Here is a 23,630-nt window from a genome sequence, read left to right as displayed (position 1 = left end):
CCTCAATGCATCGCACCGGGACGCGGCGCCGGCACATCGGCCGTGGTCAGCGCGGCGCCACTCAGGCGCGAGCCGCGCAGGCCGTACCAGATGATGTAGACGTAGCAGACCAGCGGCACGACGAACGCATGCTGGATGCCGATGTTGTCGGCCAGCGCGCCCTGCGCGAGCGGGATCAGTGCGCCGCCGACGATCGCCATCACCAGCAGGCTCGAGGCCTTGCTGGTCAGCGTGCCGAGACGCTCGATCGCCGTCGTGAAGATGGTCGGGAACATGATCGAGTTGAACAGGCCGATCGCCAGTGCGCTCCACATCGCCACGTGACCGGTCGTGCTCATCGTGACCACCAGCAGCAGGCAGACCATGCCGGCGGCGAAACCGAGCAGCTTGCGCGCGTCGATGAAGGTCATCAGCGCCGCGCCGAGGAAGCGGCCGACCATCGCACCGCCCCAGTAGAACGCGAGGAACTGCGAGGCGCGCGCTTCGGTCAGTCCACCGATCTCGGGCTCGGCCATGTAGTTGATCAGGAAGCTGCCGATCGCGACCTCCGCGCCGACGTAGCAGAAGATGCCCAGCACGCCCCAGCGCAGATGCGGGGTGCGCAGCGCTTCGAGATAGGTGTGGTGCACCGCCGGGCTGGCCTCGGTGGATTCGCGCAGCGACGGAATGCGCATCAGCAGCACGAACACCGCCATCAACAGCAGGCCGCCTGCGAGCAGCAGGTAAGGCATTTCGACCGAGCGTGCTTCGGCCGCGCGGTAGGCGATCTGTTCGGCCGCGCCCATCGCGGCGATCTCGTCGGCGCCGAGCACCGCGCCGACCAGGATCAGCGGACCGATCAGCAGCGGAAACACCGTCGTACCCAGCGAGTTCAGCGCCTGCGCCAGATTGAGGCGGCTGTGCGAGGTCTCCGGCCGGCCGAGCAGGCTGATGTACGGATTGGCCGCGACCTGCAGCAACGTGATGCCGCTGGCCAGCACGAACAGCGCGGTCAGGAACACCGGATACGACGGCAGGCGCGCGGCCGGGTAGAACAGCGCCGCACCGATCGCCGCGATCACCAGGCCGATGACGATGCCCGCCTTGTAGCCCACCCGAGCGACGACGGCGCCGGCCGGCATCGACATCAGGAAATACGCACCGAAGAACGTGAACTGGATCAGCATCGTCTGCGTGTAGTTCATCGAGAACACGGCTTTGAGATGCGGGATCAGCACGTCGTTGAGACTGGTCAGGCCGCCCCAGGTGAAGAAGATCAGGCTGACCACCGCGATCGCGGCGGGATTGGACATCGTGCGGCTGGACGGATTCATGCGGCGCTACCTCGGGCCCGGGCGGGCGATGGGAATGCGGTGTCGGGCGCGGCGGCCGTGCTGGCACGGATCTGCAGCGCAACGGGGGCGATGGTGGTGTGGGGCGAGTCGGGCAGCGCACCGCGCAATCGCGCGAGTACGAGTCGTGCGGCCTGCAGGCCACGGGCACGTGGATCGGTGGCGATGGTGGTCAGCGTCGGCGAGGCGAACGCGGCTTCGGCGATGTCGTCGAAACCGGTCACGGCGAAGTCGTGGCCGGCGCGGCGGCCGCAACTCGCGAGGCCGGCGATCAGGCCCAGCGCGACGGCGTCGTTGTAGCAGACCGCCGCGGTCGGCGCGGGATCGCGCGCGAACAGCGCCGGCGTCTGCCGCGCGGCCTCGAGGCGCGTGGGCGCGCACTCGATCAGCCACGCGGGATCGGGCGCGATGCCCGCGTCGGCCAGCGCTTCACGATAGCCGGCGCGACGCTCGCCGCAGGAACTCGACTCGCGATGACCGCCGAAGAACGCGATCGCGCGATGGCCCTGCGCGAGCAGGTGTTCCGTCGCCAGACGCGCACCGGCGCGGTTGTCGAGCGCCAGATAATCCCAGTCGCCGGTGCCGCCGTCGTCGAGCGTGCGGTTGAACAGCAGCACCGGCAGGCGCGGCCCGCAGACTTTCCGCAGGCGCGCCGCGCTGCTGTGTTCGGCGGGCGAGAGGATCAGCGCGGCCGGCGCGTGCTCGACCAGCGAGGCCAGCACGGCCTGCTGGCGCTCGACCGACTCGCCGGTGCTGCCGAGCAGCATCACATGACCGGCTTCGGCCAGCGCCGCATCGACGCCCGCGGCGAACTCGGCGAAGAACGGATTCGCCAGATCGTTGACGACCAGCGCCACCGCATTCGACGCGCCGCCGTGGCGCAGGCTGGCGGCGCCGCGGTGATAGACGTAGCCCTGCCGTTCCAGTTCGGCGCGGACCCGCGCGCGGGTGTCGGGATGCACCTGCGGGTTGTCCCGCAGCACCATCGACACCGTCGCCTTGGACAGTCCGCAGGCGGCCGCGATGTCGGCCAGGGTCACGCGTCGGGTCGGAGACATGCCAGGAATTTGAACCGGTTCAGACGCGCGCATGGTGACCATTGCGGCGGTCGACGGCATCCTGCGGCGCAGCATGCGGCGCCGGCGCGCCGGTGCTAGGTTCGCCGCCATTGAACCGATCCAATCGAGGGCGCGATGGCGAAGCTGGGAGCGGCGATGGCACAGGCGGTATTCGCGATGGGTGCGCTGCTGGGCGCGGGCACGGCGCCGGCGGATGCGCGCGACGTGGGCGAGCAGGCCTACGCGTCGGTCGATCCCTTCATCGGCACTGGCGGCGAGGGCCATACCTATCCCGGTGCGACGGTGCCCTTCGGCATGGTCCAGCTGAGCCCGGACACGCGCATCCAGCCGCGCGCGCAGGCCTACGACTGGGCGGCCGGCTACCGCTACGACGACACCAGCATCGTCGGCTTCTCGCACACGCACTTCTCCGGCACCGGCCATTCCGATCTCGGCGACGTGCTGTTGATGCCGGTCACCGGCCCCGAGAAGCTCGAACGCGGTGATCCCGAAGTGCCCGGCAGCGGCTACGCGTCGCGCTTCCGCCACGACGACGAGATCGCCCAGCCCGGTTACTACGCCGTCACCCTCGACGATGCGCGGGTGCGCGCCGAACTCACCGCGAGCGCGCGCGCCGGCGTGCACCGTTACACCTTCCCGGAGGACACCGATGCGCGCGTGCTGCTCGACCTGCGCACGTCGATGTACGACTACCCCGGCAAGGTCCTGTGGTCGCGACTGCGGCAGATGCCCGACGGCACGATCACCGGTTTCCGCGAGACCCGCGGCTGGGCGCCGGGCCGGCAGCTGTACTTCGCGATGCGTTTCTCGCGTCCGCTGACCGGACACGCCTTCCACAACACCGAGACCGACATCGCCTACAAGGGCTTCGCGCCGCCGGGTGACCGCAGCCCGGGCGAACGCGCGCAGATCGAAGGCCGGCAACTGGTCGGCACCTTCGATTTCGGCAAGCTGGATGCGCCGCTCGTGGTCAAGGTCGCGATCTCGTCGGTCGACGAGGCCGGCGCGATCGCCAATCTCGACGCCGAAGTGCCGGACTTCGATTTCGACCGCGTGCGCAGCGCGGCCAAGGCCGAATGGACCGAGGCGCTGTCGGTGCTCGACATCGACGCGCCCGAGCCGGACCGCCGCAGCGCCTACACCGCGCTGTATCACACGCTGCTCGGCCCCACGCTTTTCATGGATGTCGACGGCCGCTATCGCGGGCCGGACCAGGCCGTGCACACGGCCGACGGTTTCGTCCACTACTCGACGTTCTCGCTGTGGGACACCTATCGCGCGCTGCATCCGCTGCTGACGATCGTGCAGCCAGAAAAGCGCAACGCCGACTTCGTCGACTCGCTGCTCGCGCACCGGCGACGCAGTCCCTACGGCATCCTGCCGGTCTGGTCGTTCCACGGGCAGGAGACGTGGACGATGATCGGCTACCACTCGGTGCCGGTGATCGCCGATGCGTATCTGAAGGGCATCCGCGGTTTCGATGCCGACGCCGCGCTCGACGCGATGGTCGCCAGCGCGTCCTACGGCCCCTACGACGGCCTGCGGCAGTACATGGAACTGGGCTGGGTGCCGATCGACGAGGAGGGCGAGGCCGCGTCGAAGACGCTCGAATACGCCTATGGCGACTGGACGATCGCGCGCATGGCGCAGGCGATGGGCCGCACCGACATCGCGCGCCGCTTCGATACGCGCGCCGCGAACTGGCGCAACGCCTTCGATCCCGGCACCGGCTTCATGCGCGCGAAGAACCGCGACGGCAGTTTCCGCACGCCGTTCGATCCGACCGCCAGCGGCTACGGCACCGATTACACCGAAGGCAACGCCTGGCAGTACTCGTGGTACGTGCCGCACGACGTCGCCGGCCTGGCCGCCGCGCACGGCGGCGCCGACGCGCTGCTCGGCAAGCTCGATGCGGCCTTCGAGGCCGAGGTCGATCCGTCGATCTTCGAGCACATGGAAGACATCACCGGTCTGATCGGCTGGTACGCCCACGGCAACGAACCCAGCCATCACGTCGCGTATCTCTACGCCTACGCCGGCCAGCCCTGGCGCACGCAGGCGCGGCTGAAGACGATCATGGACACGCAGTACGCCGACCGGCCCGATGGCCTGGCTGGCAATGACGACCTCGGCCAGATGTCGGCCTGGTATCTGTTCACCGCGCTGGGCTTCTATCCGGTCGCGCCGGGCAGCGGCGAGTACGTGATCGGCCGGCCGTTCCTGCCGCGTGCCACGCTGAAGCTGCCGAACGGCAGGCAGTTCACCGTCGTCGCCGACGGACTCGCACAGGGCCACGGCTACATCGGCAGCGTCACGCTCGACGGCAAGCCGCTGCAGCGCGCGTTCCTGCGTCACGCCGAGATTCTCGCCGGCGGCGAACTGCGCTTCACGATGCAGGCCGAGCCGTCGCAGGCGTGGCCGGGCGCAGGAGCCGAGGCGCCGTATTCGATGACGCCGGCCGCCGCCGCGCGCTGAGCGCGGATGGCGGTCCACCGGTGAGCGGGCGGCGCGGCATGGGCCGCGTCCGCCCTTCGCGCCAGGCGCGTCGACGACATTCCCCGACCCTCCCAGATCCGGACGCGTTGCCGGACGGCACCGCGGGATGCGTTGTACCCAGCGCATGACAACGCTGTCAATCTCAAACGATGCGTGCGCCGTTCGCTGCCCGCGCCGAGCGGGTCCGTGATCCCGGGGCCACGCCGGAGCGCTGCGCTGCAGCATTCCCGGCAAAGCCCGCCATGACGGCGTTCGACGGCCTGCGCGAACGGCCAGACCCGGCGATTGGCAAAGTCACGGGCCCTCGCTACGCTCCGCGCACCCCACCCCCGGCCACACCCCCGCCATGTCGATCCAGCCCGCCGCGCCGACGCGCATGAACCCGCTCACCTACGTCATCTTCGGATCGCGTTGGCTGCAGCTCCCGCTGTACCTGGGCCTGATCGTCGCGCAGTGCGTCTACGTGTTCCTGTTCCTCAAGGAACTGACCCACCTGGTGACCGACGCCAACACCCTGACCGAGCAGGGGATCATGCTGCTGGTGCTGGGCCTGATCGACGTGGTGATGATCTCCAACCTGCTGGTGATGGTGATCGTCGGCGGCTACGAGACCTTCGTCTCGCGTCTGGGCCTGCAGAACCACCCCGACCAGCCGGAATGGCTGAGCCACGTCAATGCGAGCGTGCTCAAGGTCAAGCTGGCGATGGCGATCATCGGCATCTCGTCGATCCACCTGCTCAAGACCTTCATCGCCGCCGGTGACGTGGGCCTGCCGGTCTGCGGTTCGGCCGACTTCATCACCGCCGCCACCGCCCACGCGCAGGCGCTCGCCGCGGGCCTGTCGCTGGCCGCGCCGGTCTGCACCAAGGTCACCCAGGCCGGTGTGATGTGGCAGACGATCATCCACGGCGGTTTCATCCTCTCGGCGATCGGCATCGCCTACACCGACCGGCTGATGACCAACAGCACCGCCAAGCGCGAACACGTCGTGCACTGAGCGCCGCGCGGGCGCGGCCATCTGTGGCAGCATCGATGACGCCGTGACAGGGGGACGTCGGGCTGCGATGCAGGACCAGTGGGACAGCGATGGAGACCGATCCGACGGCGCGCCCGCGCGTCGCCGGCGCAACCGTGCGCTGCTGATCGGCGGGCTGCTGGTCGCCAGCGTCTGCGCGGCGGCCTCGGTCGTGGCCTGGAACGATCTGCGCGTACGCCACGAGGCCGGCGAGCGCTACGTGCGCGACATGTCGGCCGGGCTCGCGCGCAATCTCGAACTGACCCTCGGCAATCTCGATCGGGCCTTCACCGGCATCGGCGCGGATCTGGACGCGATCCGGCAGCGCGGGCCCGACACGACGGATGCGCGGGTCGATGCGACGGTGCAGGGCGTGCTGTCGCGTCATCCGGACCTGCAGGATCTCGCCCTGGTCGATGTCCGGCCCGGATTCGCGACGCCAGCCGGCCCCGACGGCGCGCGGCTGCAGGCGGGCGAACCGCTGCCGGCCAGCGACGGTGCGGGGTGGGTCCTGCCGCTCGCGCTGGCCGTCTCCGACGCGCCCGACGGCTCGCCGCGCTGGCTGCTCGGCCACCTGCGGGTGCGGCCGCTGCATGCGTTGCTGCGCGAACTCGATCTCGGGCGTAGCGGCACCGCGACCTTCGTGCATCGCAACGGCCGGATCGTCACCCGCTCGGACCCGGCGGATGCCTTCGTCGGCACCGATGTCCGCCAGTCGATCCTGTTCACCCAGGGCGTCAATCTGCGTGAGGCCGGACTGCTGGAAGGGCGCAGCGATCTCGACGGCACGCGGCGCCTGATCGGCTACCACGCCCTGTCGCGGTATCCGCTGATCGCCACCGTCGGCGTGGGGCGCGACGATCTGCTTGCAGGCTGGTGGACGTTCGTCATCGCACTCGCGACCGGCGCCGGCCTGTTGTTGCTGGCGTGGCTGTTCGGCCTGCGCATGCTGGTGGTCGGCGCACGTCGCGAACGCGCATTGAGCGCCGACATCGCGCGCTCGGCCGGGGCGATCACCGATCTCACCGCGCGCATGCGCGACGTCGAGGCGCAGTACCGCTACCTCTACGAACATCATCCGCTGCCGTCGCTGGTCTACGATCGCGACACGCTGCAGATGCTCGCCGTCAACGCGGCGGCCATCGCCGAGTACGGGTATGCGCTCGAGCAGTTCCTCGCGCTGACGGCCGACGCGATCGTCGTCGACATGGACGGCGATGCCATCCGCCGCGAGGTCGCCCGCGAACCCGCGCCGCACATCGGCCGCCGCTTCCGCCACCGGCGCCGCGACGGCAGCACCTTCGCGGTGACGGTGTACTCGAGCAGCCTGCAGTTCCTCGGCCGTCCCGCGCGGCTGGTGCTGGTGCTCGACACCAGCGACCGCGAGCGCGTCGAGGCCGAACGCGAGCGCAGCGACGCGCGCTTCCAGATGGTCGCGCGGGCGACCAGCGATGCAATCTGGGACTGGGACATCGCCACCGGCCGCCTGTGGTGGAACGAAGGCTTCACCGCGCAGTACGGCTGGGACTGGCGTACGCACGCGGCGACGATCGACCAGTGGTCGGCGCTGCTGCATCCCGACGACGAGGCGCGCGTCGGGCGCGATCTGGACGCCGCACTGGCAAGCGGCGCGACCGAATGGCACGCGCAGTACCGCCTGCGCTGCGAGAACGGCGACTACGCCTCGGTCGAGGACCGCGGCATGATCCTGCGCGATGCCGGCGGCCAGCCGGTGCGCGCGGTGGGCGGCATGCTCGACGTCACCCGCCGTCGCCGCGACGAGGCCGACCTGCGCCTGCTGCGGCGCGCGGTGGAAGCCACCGAGAACGGCATCATCATTGCCGATGCCTGCGCGGACGATCAGCCGATCGTCTACGTGAATCCGGCGTTCTCGCGCATCACCGGGTATTCGGCCGAGGACAGCATCGGCCGCAACTGCCGCTTCCTGCAGGGCGCCGAACGCGACCAGCCGGCGCTGCCCGCGATCCGCGACGCCATCGCGCAGGCGCACGAAGTCCGCGTGCAGCTGCGCAACTACCGGCGCGACGGCTCGCCGTTCTGGAACGAACTGCGCATGGCGCCGGTGCGCGACCAGGACGGCACGCTCACGCATTTTGTCGGCATCCTCAACGACATCACCGAACGGCGCCGCGCGGAAGACACGCTCGCGCATCGCGCCACCCACGACGAACTCACCGGCCTGCCGAACCGCGAGCTGGTGATGGAATGCCTGGCCGAGGCGGTGGCCCGCGCCGACGCCGGCAGCGGCTGTGTCGGACTGGTGTTCGTGGATCTCGACGATTTCAAGCTGATCAACGACAGCCTCGGCCACGCCAGCGGCGACGAGGTGCTCCGCACCGTGGGCCGTCGCCTGCGTGCGGCGCTGCAGCCGGGCGATACGGTCGGCCGCTTCGGCGGCGACGAGTTCGTGCTGGTGATGAACGCCGTCGATCGCGACGCCGTCGCCCGCGCGACCGAACGTGTGTTCGCGGCGCTGTCGCAGCCGATGGAGATCGGTGACGCGTCGCTGCAGATCACGCCCAGCATCGGCTACTGCCGCCACCCGGGCGACGGCGACGATCCCGCATTGCTGCTGCGCCACGCCGACCAGGCGATGTACCAGGCCAAGCAGCAGGGCCGGAACTGCGTGGTCGCGTATCGCGACGAATTCGGCACCCAGGCCAGCGAACGCCTCGCGCTGGTGTCGCAATTGCGCGACGCCGTGCAGACGGGGCAGTTCGCGCTCGCGTTCCAGCTGCAGTTCGACCAGCAGCGCCGGCCGGTGGGCATGGAAGCGCTGCTGCGCTGGCAGCACCCCGAACGCGGCCTGCTGACGCCCGATGCGTTCATCGCGGTCTGCGAGGACAGCGGGCTGATCGTGCCGATCGGGCGCTGGGTGCTGCGCGAGGCCGCTCGGCATCACCGGATCCTCGTCGCGCACGGCTGGGGCCATCTGCGGATCGCGGTCAACGTATCGGCCGCGCAGTTCCAGCAGGGACTGGTCGACGACGTGCTGTCGGTGCTGCGCGACTTCGAGCTGCCGGCCGGCATCCTCGAACTCGAGCTCACCGAGAGCGTGGTCATGGCCAGCCCGGACAACGTGATCCGCGACATGGCGACGCTGCGCGACGCCGGCGTGTGCATCGCGATCGACGATTTCGGCACCGGCTATTCCAGCCTCGCCTACCTCAAGCGTCTGCCGCTGCACCGGGTGAAGCTGGACCGTTCGTTCGTGCAGGATCTCGGCCGCGATCCCGACGACGAGGCGATCTGCGACGCGATCATCCGCATGGCGCAGCGGCTGGGCCTGTGCACGACGGCCGAGGGCGTGGAAACCGACGTGCAGTGGAACTGGCTGGCCGCGCACGGCTGCGAGGAACTGCAGGGCTATCTGTTCGCCCGCCCCGCGCCGTTCGAGGACGTACTGGCGCTGCTGGATCGCCCGGGCGGGGCCTGAGCCGTCGCAGAGCCGGCGACGGCGACCGCGTAGAATGCGGCGATGGATGTGTCACACCTCATCGACGGCCTCAATGCCGCCCAGCGTCAGGCTGTCTCCGCGCCCGATGCCCACTATCTCGTCCTCGCCGGCGCCGGCAGCGGCAAGACCCGCGTGCTCACCCACCGGATCGCGTGGCTGAACGAGGTCGTCGGCGTGCCCGCGCACGGGATCTTCGCCGTCACCTTCACCAACAAGGCCGCAGCCGAGATGCGCCATCGCGTCGATGCGCAGCTGCGCAGCGGCGCACGCGGCATGTGGATCGGCACGTTCCACGGCCTGGCCCATCGCCTGCTGCGCCTGCACTGGCAGGATGCGAAGCTGCCCGAGAGCTTCCAGATCCTCGACAGCGACGACCAGCTGCGTCTGGTCAAGCGCGTCGTGCAGCAGCTCGAACTCGACGATGCGCGCTTCCCGCCGCGTCAGATCGCCTGGTGGATCAACGCGCAGAAGGACGAGGGCCGCCGCCCGCAGCACATCCAGGACGGCGCCGACGAATGGTCGGACGTCATGCGCAAGGCCTACGCGCTCTACCAGGAACGCTGCGACCGCGCAGGCCTGGTCGACTTCGCCGAGATCCTGCTGCGCGCGCATGAACTGCTGCGCGATACGCCGGCGCTGCTCGCGCACTACCGGCAGCGCTTCGGCCATCTGCTGGTCGACGAATTCCAGGACACCAATGTCATCCAGTACGCCTTCGTGCGCGTGCTCGCCGGCGACACCGGCAAGGTGTTCGTGGTTGGCGACGACGACCAGGCGATCTACGGCTGGCGCGGCGCCCAGGTCGAGAACGTGCAGCGCTTCCTGCGCGACTATCCGGGCGCGGAGACGATCCGTCTCGAACAGAACTACCGCTCGAGCGCCAACATTCTCGGCGCCGCCAACGCGGTGATCGCGCACAACCCCGAGCGCCTCGGCAAGCAGCTGTGGACCGACAGCGGCGAGGGCGATCCGATCGATCTGTACGCGGCCTACAACGAGATCGACGAGGCGCGTTACGTTGTCGAGCGCGCGCTGCAGTGGGTGCGCGATGGCGGTTCGCACGGCGACATCGCGATCCTCTACCGCAGCAATGCGCAGTCGCGCGCGATGGAAGAACAGCTTGTCGCCGAACAGGTGCCCTACCGCGTCTACGGCGGCGTGCGCTTCTTCGAACGCGCCGAGATCAAGGACACGCTGGCCTATCTGCGTCTGGTCGCCAACCGCGACGACGACGCGGCGTTCGAGCGTGCGGTCAACACGCCGCCGCGCGGCATCGGCGAGCGCACGCTCGACGAGGTGCGTCAGCAGGCGCGCGCGCAAGGCATTCCGTTGTGGGAATCGGCGATCCGCAGCGCGCAGGGCAATGTGCTCGCCGGCCGCGCGCGCAACGCGCTGGCCGGGTTCGCGCAGCTGATCGATCAGCTGTCGGTCGAGCTGGCCGAGCTGACGTTGAAGGACAAGATCGACCACGTGCTGGCGCGCTCGAACCTGCGCGTGCACTACGCCAACGAATCGAAGGGCAGCGCGGATTCGCGGGTCGAGAATCTCGACGAACTCGTGTCGGTGGCCTCGCGCTTCGTGCGCGGCGACGACGAAGAGAGCGCGCAGCTGACCGAGATGGTCGCGTTCCTCGCCTACGCCTCGCTGGAAGCCGGCGAAAGCCAGGCCCAGGCCGGCGAGGACGGGGTGCAGCTGATGACGCTGCACAGCGCCAAGGGGCTCGAATTTCCGCTGGTGTTCCTGGTCGGTCTGGAGGAGGGCCTGTTCCCGAGCGCGCGTACCGCCGAGGAAAGCGGGCGCCTGGAGGAAGAGCGCCGGCTCGCCTATGTGGGCATCACCCGCGCGCGGCAGAAACTGGTGCTGACCTACGCCGAAGCGCGGCGTCTGCACGGCCAGGACATGTTCGGCGTGCCGTCACGCTTCCTGCGCGAGATCCCGCCGGTGCTGCTGCACGAAGTGCGGCCGAAGGCGCAGCCCACGCGCGCCTCGTTCCCGCAGCGCCAGCGCGATTTCGGCCACGCCAGCCTCGCACCGTCGGTCGGCGTGCGTCTGGGCCAGAACGTCACCCACGTGAAGTTCGGCAGCGGCACCGTCACCGACATCGAAGGCGACGGCGCGCATGCACGCGTGCAGGTCAATTTCGACGATGCCGGCAGCAAGTGGCTGGTGCTGGCCTACGCGAACCTGCAGCCGGCTTGACGCCGCCGCCCGTCGATCAGGCGGACGGCGGATCCGGACGCCGCGTGCGCGAGACCGCCTTCACGATGCCCAGGCCCAGCAGCACGATGACGCCGACGGCGATCCATTGCGGCGCGAGGCCGGCGAGGTGGGCGCCGTAGGCAAGTCCGCCGATCAGCACGGCCATGCCCACGAGGTAGATGGAAAACGAAGACATCGGCCGCTCCTGTCGTGGAAGACGGCCGGATGCTAGCGGTCCTGTCGTGACGGTCGTGCGCATTCAGCTGAACCGCCGGCAGCGTCGGCCGGCGGGCGTCAGTCGCGGATTTCGAAGCTCTGGCTTTCGTCGAGCGTGCCGTCGCCATCGACGACGATCCAGCGGCTGCCGTTCTTCTCGAACAGCACCGGCACCGGGTCGCGGAACAGCGGACGGCGCACGAAGCGCAGGGTCCAGCCGAACTGTTCGAGTGTCGCGATCGCGCTGGTCTGCGCAGGCGTGAGCCCGGCGCGGAGTGCGGCGGCGTCCGGATGATCGGGTTTGCGGCGGTCGGGGTGGTGCATCGGGCTCCTCGGAGGACTGGCGACAGCCCTCCGTGTGTCGCGCGCGCACCGATCGTACGTGAATGCGGCGTGTAGACCAAACCGGCATGCCTGACCATGACCTTCCGGACACGCCCGACGGGACGCGTGCGCGTACGCTGGGCGGCCTTCGGCCGCGACGCGGCCGCTTCGACTGGAGATTCCATGGCGTCCGCCGCTTCCACGCCCGTCCCATTCCGCCCCCGGACACGCACGCGCCTCGTCGCGACGGTCGGCGGGTTGTTCGCCCTTGCAGGGGTGCCCGCCGCATTCGCCGCCGAAGGCATGTGGACGCTCGACAATCTGCCCAAGGCCCAGTTGCAGGCGCAGTACCAGTTCACGCCCGACCAGGCGTGGGTGGACCACGCGATGCAGTCCTCGGTGCGCCTCGCCGGTGGCTGTTCGGGTTCGTTCGTGTCGCCCGACGGTCTGGTGCTGACCAATGCGCATTGCGTCGTCGGCTGCGTGCAGGGTCTGTCCTCGCCGCAGCGCGATCTGCAGAACGACGGTTTCGTCGCCGATGCACGCGGCGAGGAACTGCAGTGCCCGGCCGAGGAACTCAACGTGCTGCGCGCGATCACCGACGTCAGCGGACGGCTGGCCAGCGCGGCCGAAGGCAAGCAGGGCCAGGCCTACGTGGATGCGCGCAATGCCGAGAAGAGCCGCATCGAATCGGAATGCGTCGGCGACGATGAAGCGAAGACGCGTTGCGACGTCGTCGAGCTCTACAACGGCGGCCAGCAGCATCTCTACCGCTACCACCGCTATTCCGACGTGCGCCTGGTGTTCACGCCCGAGTATTCGGTCGGCTTCTTCGGCGGCGATCCCGACAATTTCAATTTCCCGCGCTACAACCTCGACGCCGCGCTGCTGCGCGCCTACGAGGACGGCAAGCCGGCGAACGTCGAACACCACTTCACGCTCAAGCCCGAAGGCGCCGAGCCGGGCGAACTGGTCATGGTCACCGGCCACCCGGGCCGCACCCAGCGCCAGCTCACCGTCGCGCAGCTGGAAACCGTGCGTGACGTCAGCCTGATCAACAACCTGCTGTGGCTGGCCGAGCGCCGCGCGATGCTCGGCCAGTACGGCCGCGTCAACGAGGAAGCCACGCGCCAGGCGCAGTCGGACCTGACCTTCACCGACAACAGCTACAAGGTGTTCCGCGGCCAGCTGCAGGCGCTGCTCGACCCGCAGGTGTTCGCCGGCAAGCGTGCCGGGGAAGCGCGTCTGCGCGAGGGCGTGGACGCGGCGCCGTGGAACGAGGTGGAAGCGGCGCAGGTCGTCGCGCGGCAGCTCGCCGTGCCGTACATGCTGCTCGAGCAGGGCCGTGGTTTCGACTCGCGCCTGTTCGGTATCGCCCGCACGCTGGTGCGCGGCGGCACCGAGCGCGCGAAGGCCAACGACGCACGCCTGCCCGAGTTCCAGGACGCCGGCCAGGGCCGCCTGCGCCAGACCCTGCTGAGCAAGGCGCCGGTGTATCCCGAGTTCGAGATCGCCAAGCTGACCTGGTCGCTGACCAAGTTCCGCGAACTGCTGGGTACCGATGATCCGCTGGTGAAGGCCGTGCTCGGCACGCAGTCGCCGGCGCAGGTCGCCAAGGCGCTCGTCGAAGGCTCGAAGCTCGCCGACGTCGCCGAGCGCGAGCGTCTGTGGAACGGCGGCGCCGCGGCGATCGAAGCCTCGGACGATCCCTTCATCCGCCTGGCCCGCGCGGTGGATGCGCCGGCGCGCACGGTGCGCCAGCGGCAGGAGTCGGAGGTGGCGTCGATCGAATCGCGCGCCGCCATGCAGATCGCCAAGGTGCGCTTCGAGAAGCTCGGCACCACGGTGTATCCGGATGCGACCTTCACTCTGCGCCTGTCCTACGGCGACGTGGCCGGCTGGGAAGAGAACGGCAAGGCGATCGAACCGTTCACGACGATGGGCGGCGTGTTCGCGCGCAACACCGGCGCCGAGCCGTACGCGTTGCCGAAGCGCTGGCTGGACGCGGAAGGCCGCATCGCCCGGGACACGCGTTTCAACTTCGTCAGCACCAACGACATCATCGGCGGCAACTCCGGCAGCCCGGTGATCAACCGCGACGCGCAGGTCATCGGCCTCGCATTCGACGGCAACATCCATTCGCTGGGCGGCAGCTTCTGGTACGACCCCAAGCTCAACCGCACGGTGTCGGTGCACAGCGCGGCGATCATCGAGTCGCTGAAATCGGTCTACGGCGCCGACGCGCTGGTGGGTGAGCTGCTGCAGAACTGATCGCGTTCCGCGCGTGCGTCACACGGACGGCGTCCCGGATTCGGGGCGCCGTTCGCATATGTGTCTACGTCAGTGCCACGACGTGCCCGTTCGCCGCGCTGTCGATGCCCGCCTGCAGCACGCGCATGACATCGAGTGCTTCGTCGAGCGTGACCGGCGGCGGGGCACCGTCGCGGATCGCATCGCGGATGCCGGCATAGAACGCGCGGTAATCGCCCGCAGGTGCCGGCGATGGTGCATCGCGCAGCGCGCCGTCGGCGTCCACGCGCAGCAGCCGGCCGGGTGCTGGATCGACGCCCCAGTGCTCCCCGCCCGGCACGCCGCCTGCGCGCAACGCGGCTTCCTGCGGATCGAGCCCGTGCTTGAACCAGCTGCCGCCCGTGCCGTGCACGGCGAAGCGCATGCCCGCGCCTGGCACCAGCGCGCCGGCATGCAGGATCACCCGCAGCCGCGGATAGCGCAGGACCACATGGACGTAGTCATCGACCTCCGCACCGCTGCGCTGGATCGCGATGTCGGCCTGCACCGCTTCCGGCACGCCGAACAACTGCAGGGCCTGATCGACCAGATGCGGGCCCAGATCCAGCCACAGTCCGGCGCCCGGGCCTGCGCGTTCACGCCATCGGTCGGGCACGGTGGGGCGGAACCGGTCGAAATGCGAATGCACTTCGGCAATCTCGCCGAGCGTGCCGGCTTCGAGCAGCGCGCGCAGCGCGAGGAAATCGGCATCCCAGCGACGGTTGTGGAACACGGCGAGCAGCCGGTCACTCGGCTTGGCCGCCGCGGCGACCGTCCGCGCCTGCGCCAGATCGATCGCGAACGGCTTGTCGACGACCACATGCCTGCCGGCCTGCAGCGCCGCGATGGCCAGCGGCGCGTGCGTGACATTGGGCGAAGCGATGACGACCAGATCGATCGCGGGGTCGGCGAAGGCGCGCTGCGGATCACCGACCACGCGCACGTCGGGCAGGTCCGCGTGGACCTTGCCCGTGTCACTGGACACGACGGTGTGCAGCGCGAGTCCGGGCGTCGCCCGGATCAGCGGCGCATGGAACACGCGGCCGGCGAGTCCGTAGCCGACCAGCGCGACGCGCAGCGCCTCGCCCACGGACTTACCAGCCGAACAGCTTGAAATAGGTCTGCGGCACGTCGTCGCGGTCACCGTCGATGCTGCCGTCGCCGTCGCGGTCGTAGAGGAAGTACGCCGGACCGCGCGAAGGCACGACCTGCACCGCGCGCAGTTGGCCGGCGATGCGGTACTCGGTGATCTGGTCGCCGTTGGACTCGGTGCGGGTCACCTGCTCGGCATCGGCGGGCACGCCTTCGGGCAGGCCGGAACCGCCACTGGTCGCACAGGCGGACAGGCCCAGCAGGGCGGTGGCGAGCAGGGCGGTGCGGAACCTGTGCATGGCGAACTCCGGCGCGGACGAAGGGCGGCCAGTATGCGGGGCGGGGGATCGCCACGGGGTGATGCGTCTCACGGGCTGCGCGGGGCGCGGCGGTAGAATCGACGGCATGAAACGCCTCATCCTGATCGACGGGTCCTCGTACCTGTATCGCGCGTTCCACGCGCTGCCGCCGCTGAGCAATGCCGACGGTGAACCCACCGGCGCGCTGTTCGGCATCGTCAACATGCTGCGCGCGACGCTGAAGGAAGCGCCGGACTTCGCGGCGTTCGTCGTCGATGCGCCCGGCAGGACCTTCCGCGACGATCTCTACGACCAGTACAAGGCCAACCGTCCGCCGATGCCCGACGAACTGCAGGCGCAGGTCGAACCGATGTGCACGATCGTCGAGGCGCTGGGCTTTCCGATCCTGCGCGTTGCGGGCGTCGAGGCCGACGACGTGATCGGCACGCTGGCGCTGCAGGCCGCTGACGCCGGCATCGAGGTGACGATCTCCACCGGCGACAAGGATTTCGCCCAGCTGGTGCGCCCGCGCGTGACCCTGGTCAACACGATGAGCGGCAGCCGCATGGACAGCGACGCGGCCGTGGTCGAGAAGTTCGGCGTCCGCGCCGACCAGATCGTCGACCTGCTCGCGCTGATGGGCGACAGCATCGACAACATTCCCGGCGTGCCGAAGTGCGGACCCAAGACCGCGGCGAAGTGGCTGACCGAGTACGAATCGCTCGATGGCGTGATCGCGAACGCCGACAACATCAAGGGCAAGATCGGCGAGAACCTGCGTGAGGCGCTGCACCAGCTGCCGCTAAGCCGCGAGCTGGCGACGATCAAGACCGATGTCGCGCTCGACGGCGGGCCCGAGACCCTGATCCTGCGCCCGCGCGCGGTGGATGCGCTGCGCGTGCTGTACGCGCGTTACGGCTTCGGCCAGGCCTTGAAGGATCTCGACGCCGCCGCTGGCGAGACGGGTGCGGCGCCCGCAGGCACTGCCGCGGTCACGATGCCCGCGCCGCCGTCGACGCTCGATCCCGCGCTGTCGGTGCCGGGCGAGTACGAGACGGTCACGACGCGCGAACAGCTCGATGCCTGGGTTGCGCAGCTGCAGGCCGCCGACGCGTTCGCGTTCGACACCGAGACCGACGCGCTGGACGCGATGCGCTCGGGCCTGGTCGGTCTGAGCTTCGCGATCGAGCCCGGCCGCGCCGCCTACATTCCCGTCGGCCACGACTATCCCGGCGCACCGGCGCAGCTGGATCGCGCGCTGGTGCTCGATGCATTGCGCGGCGTCCTCGAAGACCCGGCGAAGCGCAAGCTCGGCCAGCACGGCAAGTACGACATCCACGTGCTGCGCCGACACGGCGTCGAGGTGCGCGGCTACGCCGACGACACGCTGCTCGAAAGTTTCGTGCTCGACGCCGGCATCGCCCGCCACGATCTCGACTCGCTTGCCAAGCGTCATCTGGGCATGGAGACGATCAAGTTCGAGGACGTCGCCGGCAAGGGCGCCAAGCAGATCTCGTTCTCGCAGGTCGCCATCGACGATGCGTCGAAATACGCCGCCGAGGATGCCGACATCACCCTGCGGCTGCATCGGGTCATGAAGCCGCGGATCGAGGCCGATGCGGGTCTGGCACGCGTGTACGCCGACATCGAGATGCCGCTGGTGCCGGTGCTCGCGCGCATCGAGGCCAACGGCGTGCGCGTCGATGCCGACGAATTGCGCCGGCAGAGCGCGGACCTGTCCAAGCGCATGCTCGCCGCGCAGCAGAAGGCGACCGAACTCGCCGGCCGCACCTTCAACCTCGATTCGCCCAAGCAGCTCGGCGCCTTGCTGTTCGACGAGCTGAAGCTGCCGGCGGTCGTCAAGACGCCCAAGGGCCAGCCGAGCACCAACGAGGAAGCGCTGGAGGCGATCGCCGACCAGCACGAACTGCCGCGGGTGATCCTGGAATACCGCGGACTCGCGAAGCTGCGCAGCACCTATACCGACAAGCTGCCGGAGATGATCAATCCCGACACAGGTCGCGTGCACACCAGCTATCACCAGGCGGGCGCGGCGACCGGGCGGTTGTCGTCGTCGGATCCGAACCTGCAGAACATTCCGATCCGCACCGACGACGGCCGCCGCATCCGCCGCGCCTTCGTCGCGCCGCCGGGCCGCAAGCTGATCGCCTGCGACTACTCGCAGATCGAGCTGCGGATCATGGCGCATCTGTCGGAGGATCCGGGTCTGGTGCGTGCGTTCGAATCCGGCGTCGACATCCACCGCGCGACCGCGGCCGAAGTCTTCGCCCGCCCGCTGGACGAGGTCACGGGCAACGAGCGCCGCGCGGCCAAGGCGATCAACTTCGGCCTGATGTACGGAATGAGTGCCTTCGGTCTGGCGCGCAATCTCGGCATCGGCCGCGGCGAGGCGCAGGATTACATCGCGCTGTACTTCTCGCGGTATCCGGGCGTGCGCGACTTCATGGACCGCACCCGGCTGCAGGCGCGCGAGACCGGTTACGTCGGGACGGTGTTCGGCCGGCGGCTGACGCTGGATTTCATCCAGAAGGGCAATCCCTCGCAGCGCGCCGGCGCCGAGCGCGCCGCGATCAACGCGCCGATGCAGGGCACCGCGGCCGACATCATCAAGCGCGCGATGATCACGATCGACAGCTGGATCGCCGATCACGCGGACCGCGCGAAGATGATTCTGCAGGTGCACGATGAACTGGTGTTCGAAGCGGATCTGGATTTCGTCGACACGCTGTTGTCGGAGGTCGTGACCCGGATGACCCGCGCAGGCGAACTGCGGGTGCCGCTGGTCGTCGACAGCGGCATCGGCGACAACTGGGACGAGGCGCATTGATCCGCGTTTCGTCGGCGAAATGTGCCGTGTGTGGCGACGCCGCAATCTGCGCGACATGCGAGTAAATGCGGCCTGAATCCAACAGAAAATTAACCGGAATCTTCACGATCCATCCATCCACGGAATGGTCTTATGTCCCTCGACAGATGCAAGGTCTGTCGCCAGATCGCTTCCTTCCCCTGGAGTGATCGACCGGAACCATCAGGCGTCTCCCCGCGCCCGGTTCCCCGAGCCCCGTAGGCCCCCCCTGCCTGCGGGGCTTTTTTATGTCCGGAATTCGTCGCGCGGATGTCGTATCGGCTTCGCGGGCGAAGCCCATCGTCAGAACGGCGCCGGGCAGTCGATGTGCAGCGATGCGCCGGTCGCCGGATGCTCGAGCGTCAGCGATTCCGCGTGCAGCAACAGGCGCGTCGCGCGCGCCTGCACCTCGGCTGTGGCGTACAGCGCATCGCCGAGGATCGGATGACCGATCGCCTGCAGATGCACGCGCAGCTGGTGCGTACGACCGGTTTCGGGCATCAGCGCCAGGCGGGTGCAGGGCGCGCCCTCTGCAGTCTGCGTACGCGACAGGACCTGCCAGCCGGTCAGCGCGGGCTTGCCGCTGATGCGGTCGACCTGTTGCCGCGGCCGGTTCGGCCAGTCGGCCTGCAGGGGCAGATCGATCGTGCCGGCATCGGCGTCGGGCCAGCCATCGACGATGGCGACGTAGCGTTTGTCGACGCGACGTTCGGCGAAGGCATCGCCGAGCGCGCGCTGCATCTCTGCGTTCCGCGCCAGCACGATGACGCCCGAGGTCGGCTGATCCAGTCGATGCACGACGCGCACATCCGGCCACTGCGCCAGGGCGCGGGTCGCGAGGCAGTCCTGTTTGTCCGCGCCGCGGCCAGGCACCGACAGCAGGCCGCTGGGCTTGTCGAATGCCAAGAGGGCGTCATCGACATGCAGCAGGCGCAGGCCGCCCAATTCGGGAACTGGCTGCGTGGCGTCATCGAATGCGGTCACCGGCTCGATCCGGCGTGTTCAGGCCAGCTCGGCGAGCCAGTCGCGCGGGTGCAGGTAGCCGGCCAGACGCGATTCGTCACTGCCGGCCGCCGGGGTGAAGCCGTATTCCCAGCGCACGCGCGGCGGCAGGCTCATCAGGATCGATTCGGCGCGTCCGCCCGACTGCAGGCCGAACAGCGTGCCGCGGTCGTAGACCAGGTTGAACTCGACGTAGCGCCCGCGGCGATACAGCTGGAACTCGCGCTCCGCCTCGCTGTACGGCGTGTGCGTGCGGCGCTCGACGATCGGCAGATAGGCATCGAGGAAGCCGTCGCCGACTGCGCGCATGTAGGCGAAGTCGGTGTCGAAATCGCCATGCAGATCGTCGAAGAACAAGCCGCCGACGCCGCGCGTCTCGTTGCGGTGCCTGAGGAAGAAATAGTCGTCGCACCATCGCTTGTGCGCGTCGTAGCGCGCCTGTCCGCCGAAGGGTTCGCACAGATCGCGCGCGGTGCGGTGCCAGTGCAGCACGTCCTCGTCGACCGGGTAGAACGGCGTCAGATCGAAGCCGCCGCCGAACCACCAGGCCACGGTCTCGCCGTCGCGCACGGCGCGGAAGTGGCGCACGTTGGCGTGCGTGGTCGGCAGGTGCGGATTGTGGGGATGGAACACCAGCGACACGCCGCAGGCGCGCCACGAGGCGCCGGCGAGTTCCGGACGGTTGGCACTGGCCGACGGGGGCAGGGCCGTGCCGGAGACATCGGAAAAGCCGATGCCGGCCTGCTCGAACACCGCGCCGTCGCGCAGGATGCGGGTGCGACCCCCGCCGCCTTCTGCGCGCTGCCACAGGTCTTCGACGAAACGGGCGCGGCCGTCGGCGCCTTCGATCGCATGGCAGATCCGGTCCTGCAGGCCGGTCAGGTAATCGCGGACGGTGTCGAAATCATTCATGGCCCGCATTGTAGGCGGCCCCGATGTGGCGGCATGGATCCCGGTCGATGCGGCGCTGTGCTCAGGCGTGTGCCTGGCGCCAGGTTTCCAGCTTCGCCGCGAGGACGGACGCCTTGTGTCCGAACGTGTCGGGCAGGGCGCCATCGAAGCCGGTCAGTCCGCGATTGACGCGGCGCAGGCGTGCCGCGGCATCCACGTGGTCGGCGAAATCGATGCCGACCATCGTGTGCAGGCCGACGCGTGTCGGGCCGAAACGCACGACGTCGCGCCAGCCCCAGCGGGTGACCCGGAACAGCGAGCGCAGTTCGATGCCATCGGCATCGAGCCGCAGGTGGTTCGCGCCGGGCAACAGCGACACCAGTGCGACCAGCGCGCACAGCCCGAAGAATCCACCGCACAGCCACGCGATCAGCAGATGGCGCTCGCCGATGACGACCGCCATCCACACGAACCCGGCGCAAATCGCCAGCAGCGCGAGCATCTTCCACGGCGACGGCCGCAGCAGCTCGACCGCCGGCAACGGGCCGGGCGCGGTCATTTCAGCGTGCGCTCGAAGAGCTCGTAGATGCGGCGGTACTGGTCGTACCACGAGGCCGGGTGCTGGTAGGCGTGGCGCTCGAGCGGGTAGCTCGCCAGTTCCCACTTGTCCTTGCGCAGCTCGATCAGGCGTTGGGCCATCATCACCGAGTCCTTGTAGAACACGTTGTCGTCGATCATGCCGTGCGCGATCAGCAGGTTGTCCTGCAGGCGGTCGGCATATTCCATCGGCGAGGACTTCAGGTACGCCTCGGGATCGATGTCCGGCGTATTGAGGATATTGGCGGTGTAGGCGTGGTTGTACTGCGACCAGTCGGTGACCGGGCGCAGCGCGGCGCCGGCCTTGAATACGCCGGGTTCGCGGAACAGCGCCATGAAGGTCATGAAGCCGCCGTAGCTGCCGCCGTAGATGCCGACGCGGTCGCGGTCGGCCTGGTGGTTGTCGACCAGCCAGTCGATGCCGTCGAGGTAATCCTCGAGTTCCGGGTGGCCCATCTGCCGGTAGATCGCCGTGCGCCAGTCGCGGCCGTAGCCGGCGGACGCGCGGAAATCGAGATCCAGCACGATGTAACCCTGCTGCACCAGCAGGTTGTGGAACATCTGTTCGCGGAAGTAGTTCGGGTAGCGGTCGCTGACGTTCTGCAGGTAGCCGGCGCCGTGCACGAACAGCACGACCGGATACTTGCGGCCCGGCTCGTAATTCTCCGGCGCATAGAACTTGCCCCAGACCGTGCCGGCGCCGTGCTTGGATGGAATCTGCACGTACTCGGGCTGCAGCCAGTCGTGGGCCTTGAACTCGGCCGTGCGGGTGTCGGTAAGCACGCGCACTTCGCCACCGGCGACATCGGCGACGGCGAGCTGCGCCGGCGTGTAGCTGCTGGAGGTGCGCAGCAGCAGGCGGGTCTCGTCGGGCGACAGCGCGAAGTCCTCGATGCCGCCGGTCTTCGTGAGTTCGCTGACGGTGCCGCCATTCGCGCTGCACACCTCGTAACGACCCGGCCACTGTTGGTTGCACAGGAAGAAGAAGCGGCTGCCGTCGCGCGACATCACCGGCGAAGACACTTCCCACTGGCCCGAGGTCAGCGCGCGCGAGCGGCCGCCGTCGTTGAGATACAGATGCGAGTAGCCGGAGGTTTCCGACAGAAACCATAGCGTGCGGTTGTCGGGCAGCCAGCCGAACTCGTTGAAATCCCAGTTGATCCACGCGGCGTCGGTCAGGCGGTCGCGATTCTGCAGCGTCGCGCCGGACAGATCGACAGTGGCGAGCCAGCGGTCCTTGTTGTCAACCGAGTGGATCGACAGCGCGACGCTGCGACCGTCGTCGCTCCAGCGGATCGCACCGCCGCCACCGCCGCGGCCGTCGAGTTCCAGACGCACGGGGCGATTGCCCTTGAGTGCGTCCTTGCCGGCCGCGCGGCGCAGATCGGCCAGCGGATCGGTGCCGATGCTGGGCAGGGTGTCGGTCTTGAGCTCGCGCGCCTGGCCGCTGGCCACGTCCACCAGCCACAGCGTGTGCGGCAGCGGATCGTTGCGGCCGACGCGCGTGCGCACGTCCTCGAATTCCTCGTAGCCCGATTCGGTGACGTAGCGCGGCATCTTGCCTTCGCGCCCTTCATCGCCGCTCTTGGCGGTGGTGACGACGATCAGCCGGTCGCCCGCCGGCGACAGCGCGCTGCCGGCGATCGTGACGTCCTTGCCGAGGAACACCGGGCCGGGCGCGCGTGTCGCGTCGCTGCGGCGCCAGGCCTCGTTCTGCGTGCGCAGGCCGTCGCGGCGGTCGCGCTCGACGCGGAGCGTTTCGATCATGCGCAGCTGACGGTCGCGCAGGTCGTCGTCCTTCGGCGGCTTGGCCGGATCGTCCTCGGCCTTGAGGCTGGCCAGCTGCGTGGTGCCGCGTTGCGCGTCCCAGCCGAACCAGTCGTTGCCGGCGCGCCAGACCAGACCGCCGGTCGTGGACCACTGCGGCTGTGCTTCCGGCGCTTCGGTGCGCGTGACCTGGGTCAGCGCGCCGGTGCGCAGATCGCGCACGAACAGATCGCCATTGCGCAGGAAGGCCATGCGCGTGCCGGTGGCATCGGTGATCGGGTTCTGCGCATCGAGGTCGGCGCGGGCGCCGTCTTCGACGCGGGTCGACGCACCGCCTGCGAGCGGCTGCTGCCAGGTTTCGCGGACGCTGCTGCCCTCGCGCTTGCGGGTGTAGTACGCCGCCTGGCCATCCCAGCGCCACCACGCGCCCTCGACCGGCGCGCCGATCCAGTCCGGATCGGCCATGATCCGCTCCATCGTCAGCGGCTGCGACGGTTGCGCCAGGGCGGCGGGAGACACGAGGGCGCAGGCGAGCACCCAGCTCAACGGCAGTCGACGCATTCGACGGTCCCATGAAGCGAAAAGAAGCCGAAGTGTAACGGGCGCCGCTGCCCGGGCCGCTCTGGCGAAGGTCATGGTCGGGGCGCGACGCGATGTCGCGCGACGCCGTGCCGCATCCCGCTTTCACG

General features: G+C 69.1%; 16 protein-coding genes. 6 read left to right on the top strand and 10 right to left on the bottom strand.

The features are described 5' to 3' along the window. Positions 1-2: 2 nt before the first annotated feature. The gene (locus tag AC3A5T_RS00565) at positions 3-1,313 is read right to left on the bottom strand and encodes a sugar MFS transporter (protein ID WP_487626877.1); all 1,311 of its coding nucleotides are present in this window, start codon (positions 1,311-1,313) and stop codon (positions 3-5) included. Next, entirely contained in the window at positions 1,310-2,389 is a 1,080-nt protein-coding gene (locus AC3A5T_RS00560) for a LacI family DNA-binding transcriptional regulator (protein ID WP_487626876.1), read from the bottom strand. Before AC3A5T_RS00560 ends, AC3A5T_RS00565 begins: the two co-directional genes overlap by 4 nt. A gap of 177 nt (positions 2,390-2,566) precedes the next feature. On the opposite strand from AC3A5T_RS00560, the gene AC3A5T_RS00555 reads away from it, so the two are divergent. From AC3A5T_RS00555 to uvrD, 4 genes are all read left to right on the top strand, one after another. Continuing rightward, the gene (locus AC3A5T_RS00555; protein WP_487627422.1) at positions 2,567-4,885 is read left to right on the top strand and encodes a GH92 family glycosyl hydrolase; all 2,319 of its coding nucleotides are present in this window, start codon (positions 2,567-2,569) and stop codon (positions 4,883-4,885) included. Between the two features lie 367 nt (positions 4,886-5,252). Next, positions 5,253-5,903, top strand: a complete 651-nt coding sequence (locus AC3A5T_RS00550; RefSeq protein WP_487626875.1) for a TIGR00645 family protein — start codon at positions 5,253-5,255, stop codon at positions 5,901-5,903. A gap of 67 nt (positions 5,904-5,970) precedes the next feature. Then, a complete protein-coding gene (locus AC3A5T_RS00545) occupies positions 5,971-9,378 on the top strand; it encodes an EAL domain-containing protein (protein ID WP_487626874.1) in 3,408 nt (1,135 codons plus the stop codon). Between the two features lie 42 nt (positions 9,379-9,420). Next, positions 9,421-11,598 carry a DNA helicase II gene (uvrD, locus tag AC3A5T_RS00540; protein ID WP_487626873.1) on the top strand — a complete coding sequence of 726 codons (2,178 nt, stop codon included), beginning with the start codon at positions 9,421-9,423 and terminating at the stop codon, positions 11,596-11,598. 16 nt (positions 11,599-11,614) lie between these two features. Here uvrD and AC3A5T_RS00535 read toward each other — a convergent pair whose 3' ends face one another. Both AC3A5T_RS00535 and AC3A5T_RS00530 read right to left on the bottom strand, forming a co-directional pair. After that, entirely contained in the window at positions 11,615-11,794 is a 180-nt protein-coding gene (locus AC3A5T_RS00535; protein WP_232134023.1) for a hypothetical protein, read from the bottom strand. A 98-nt stretch (positions 11,795-11,892) separates the two neighbouring features. After that, complete coding sequence (locus AC3A5T_RS00530; RefSeq protein ID WP_487626872.1) at positions 11,893-12,138, bottom strand: hypothetical protein; 246 nt, start codon at positions 12,136-12,138, stop codon at positions 11,893-11,895. Between the two features lie 183 nt (positions 12,139-12,321). Here AC3A5T_RS00530 and AC3A5T_RS00525 point away from each other — a divergent pair, with 183 nt between their 5' ends. Then, positions 12,322-14,409: a S46 family peptidase gene (locus tag AC3A5T_RS00525; protein ID WP_487626871.1), complete on the top strand. Its 2,088-nt coding sequence runs from the start codon at positions 12,322-12,324 to the stop codon at positions 14,407-14,409. Between the two features lie 64 nt (positions 14,410-14,473). Here the strand turns inward: AC3A5T_RS00525 and AC3A5T_RS00520 are convergent, their stop codons facing one another. Beyond that, the gene (locus tag AC3A5T_RS00520; RefSeq protein WP_487626870.1) at positions 14,474-15,517 is read right to left on the bottom strand and encodes an oxidoreductase; all 1,044 of its coding nucleotides are present in this window, start codon (positions 15,515-15,517) and stop codon (positions 14,474-14,476) included. A 4-nt stretch (positions 15,518-15,521) separates the two neighbouring features. Continuing rightward, entirely contained in the window at positions 15,522-15,818 is a 297-nt protein-coding gene (locus AC3A5T_RS00515; protein WP_487626869.1) for a DUF2782 domain-containing protein, read from the bottom strand. 106 nt (positions 15,819-15,924) lie between these two features. On the opposite strand from AC3A5T_RS00515, the gene polA reads away from it, so the two are divergent. Further along, positions 15,925-18,666 (top strand): DNA polymerase I, encoded by a 2,742-nt coding sequence (polA, locus tag AC3A5T_RS00510; protein ID WP_487626868.1) that lies wholly within the window; start codon positions 15,925-15,927, stop codon positions 18,664-18,666. 321 nt (positions 18,667-18,987) lie between these two features. Here the strand turns inward: polA and AC3A5T_RS00505 are convergent, their stop codons facing one another. The 4 genes from AC3A5T_RS00505 to AC3A5T_RS00490 form a co-directional block, all read right to left on the bottom strand. Then, positions 18,988-19,668 (bottom strand): RluA family pseudouridine synthase, encoded by a 681-nt coding sequence (locus tag AC3A5T_RS00505; RefSeq protein WP_487626867.1) that lies wholly within the window; start codon positions 19,666-19,668, stop codon positions 18,988-18,990. An 18-nt stretch (positions 19,669-19,686) separates the two neighbouring features. Further along, positions 19,687-20,598 carry an oxygen-dependent coproporphyrinogen oxidase gene (hemF, locus tag AC3A5T_RS00500; RefSeq protein ID WP_487626866.1) on the bottom strand — a complete coding sequence of 304 codons (912 nt, stop codon included), beginning with the start codon at positions 20,596-20,598 and terminating at the stop codon, positions 19,687-19,689. Positions 20,599-20,659: 61 nt separating this feature from the next. Then, entirely contained in the window at positions 20,660-21,136 is a 477-nt protein-coding gene (locus AC3A5T_RS00495) for a hypothetical protein (RefSeq protein ID WP_487626865.1), read from the bottom strand. After that, positions 21,133-23,493: a S9 family peptidase gene (locus AC3A5T_RS00490; RefSeq protein ID WP_487627421.1), complete on the bottom strand. Its 2,361-nt coding sequence runs from the start codon at positions 23,491-23,493 to the stop codon at positions 21,133-21,135. The genes AC3A5T_RS00495 and AC3A5T_RS00490 overlap by 4 nt, the downstream gene beginning before the upstream one ends. Positions 23,494-23,630: the final 137 nt, after the last annotated feature.

This window comes from Luteimonas sp. Soil_C_16, assembly GCF_057657295.1.
The sequence above is the reverse complement of the archived record's forward strand: the minus strand, read 5'-3'. Positions and strand labels throughout refer to the sequence as shown.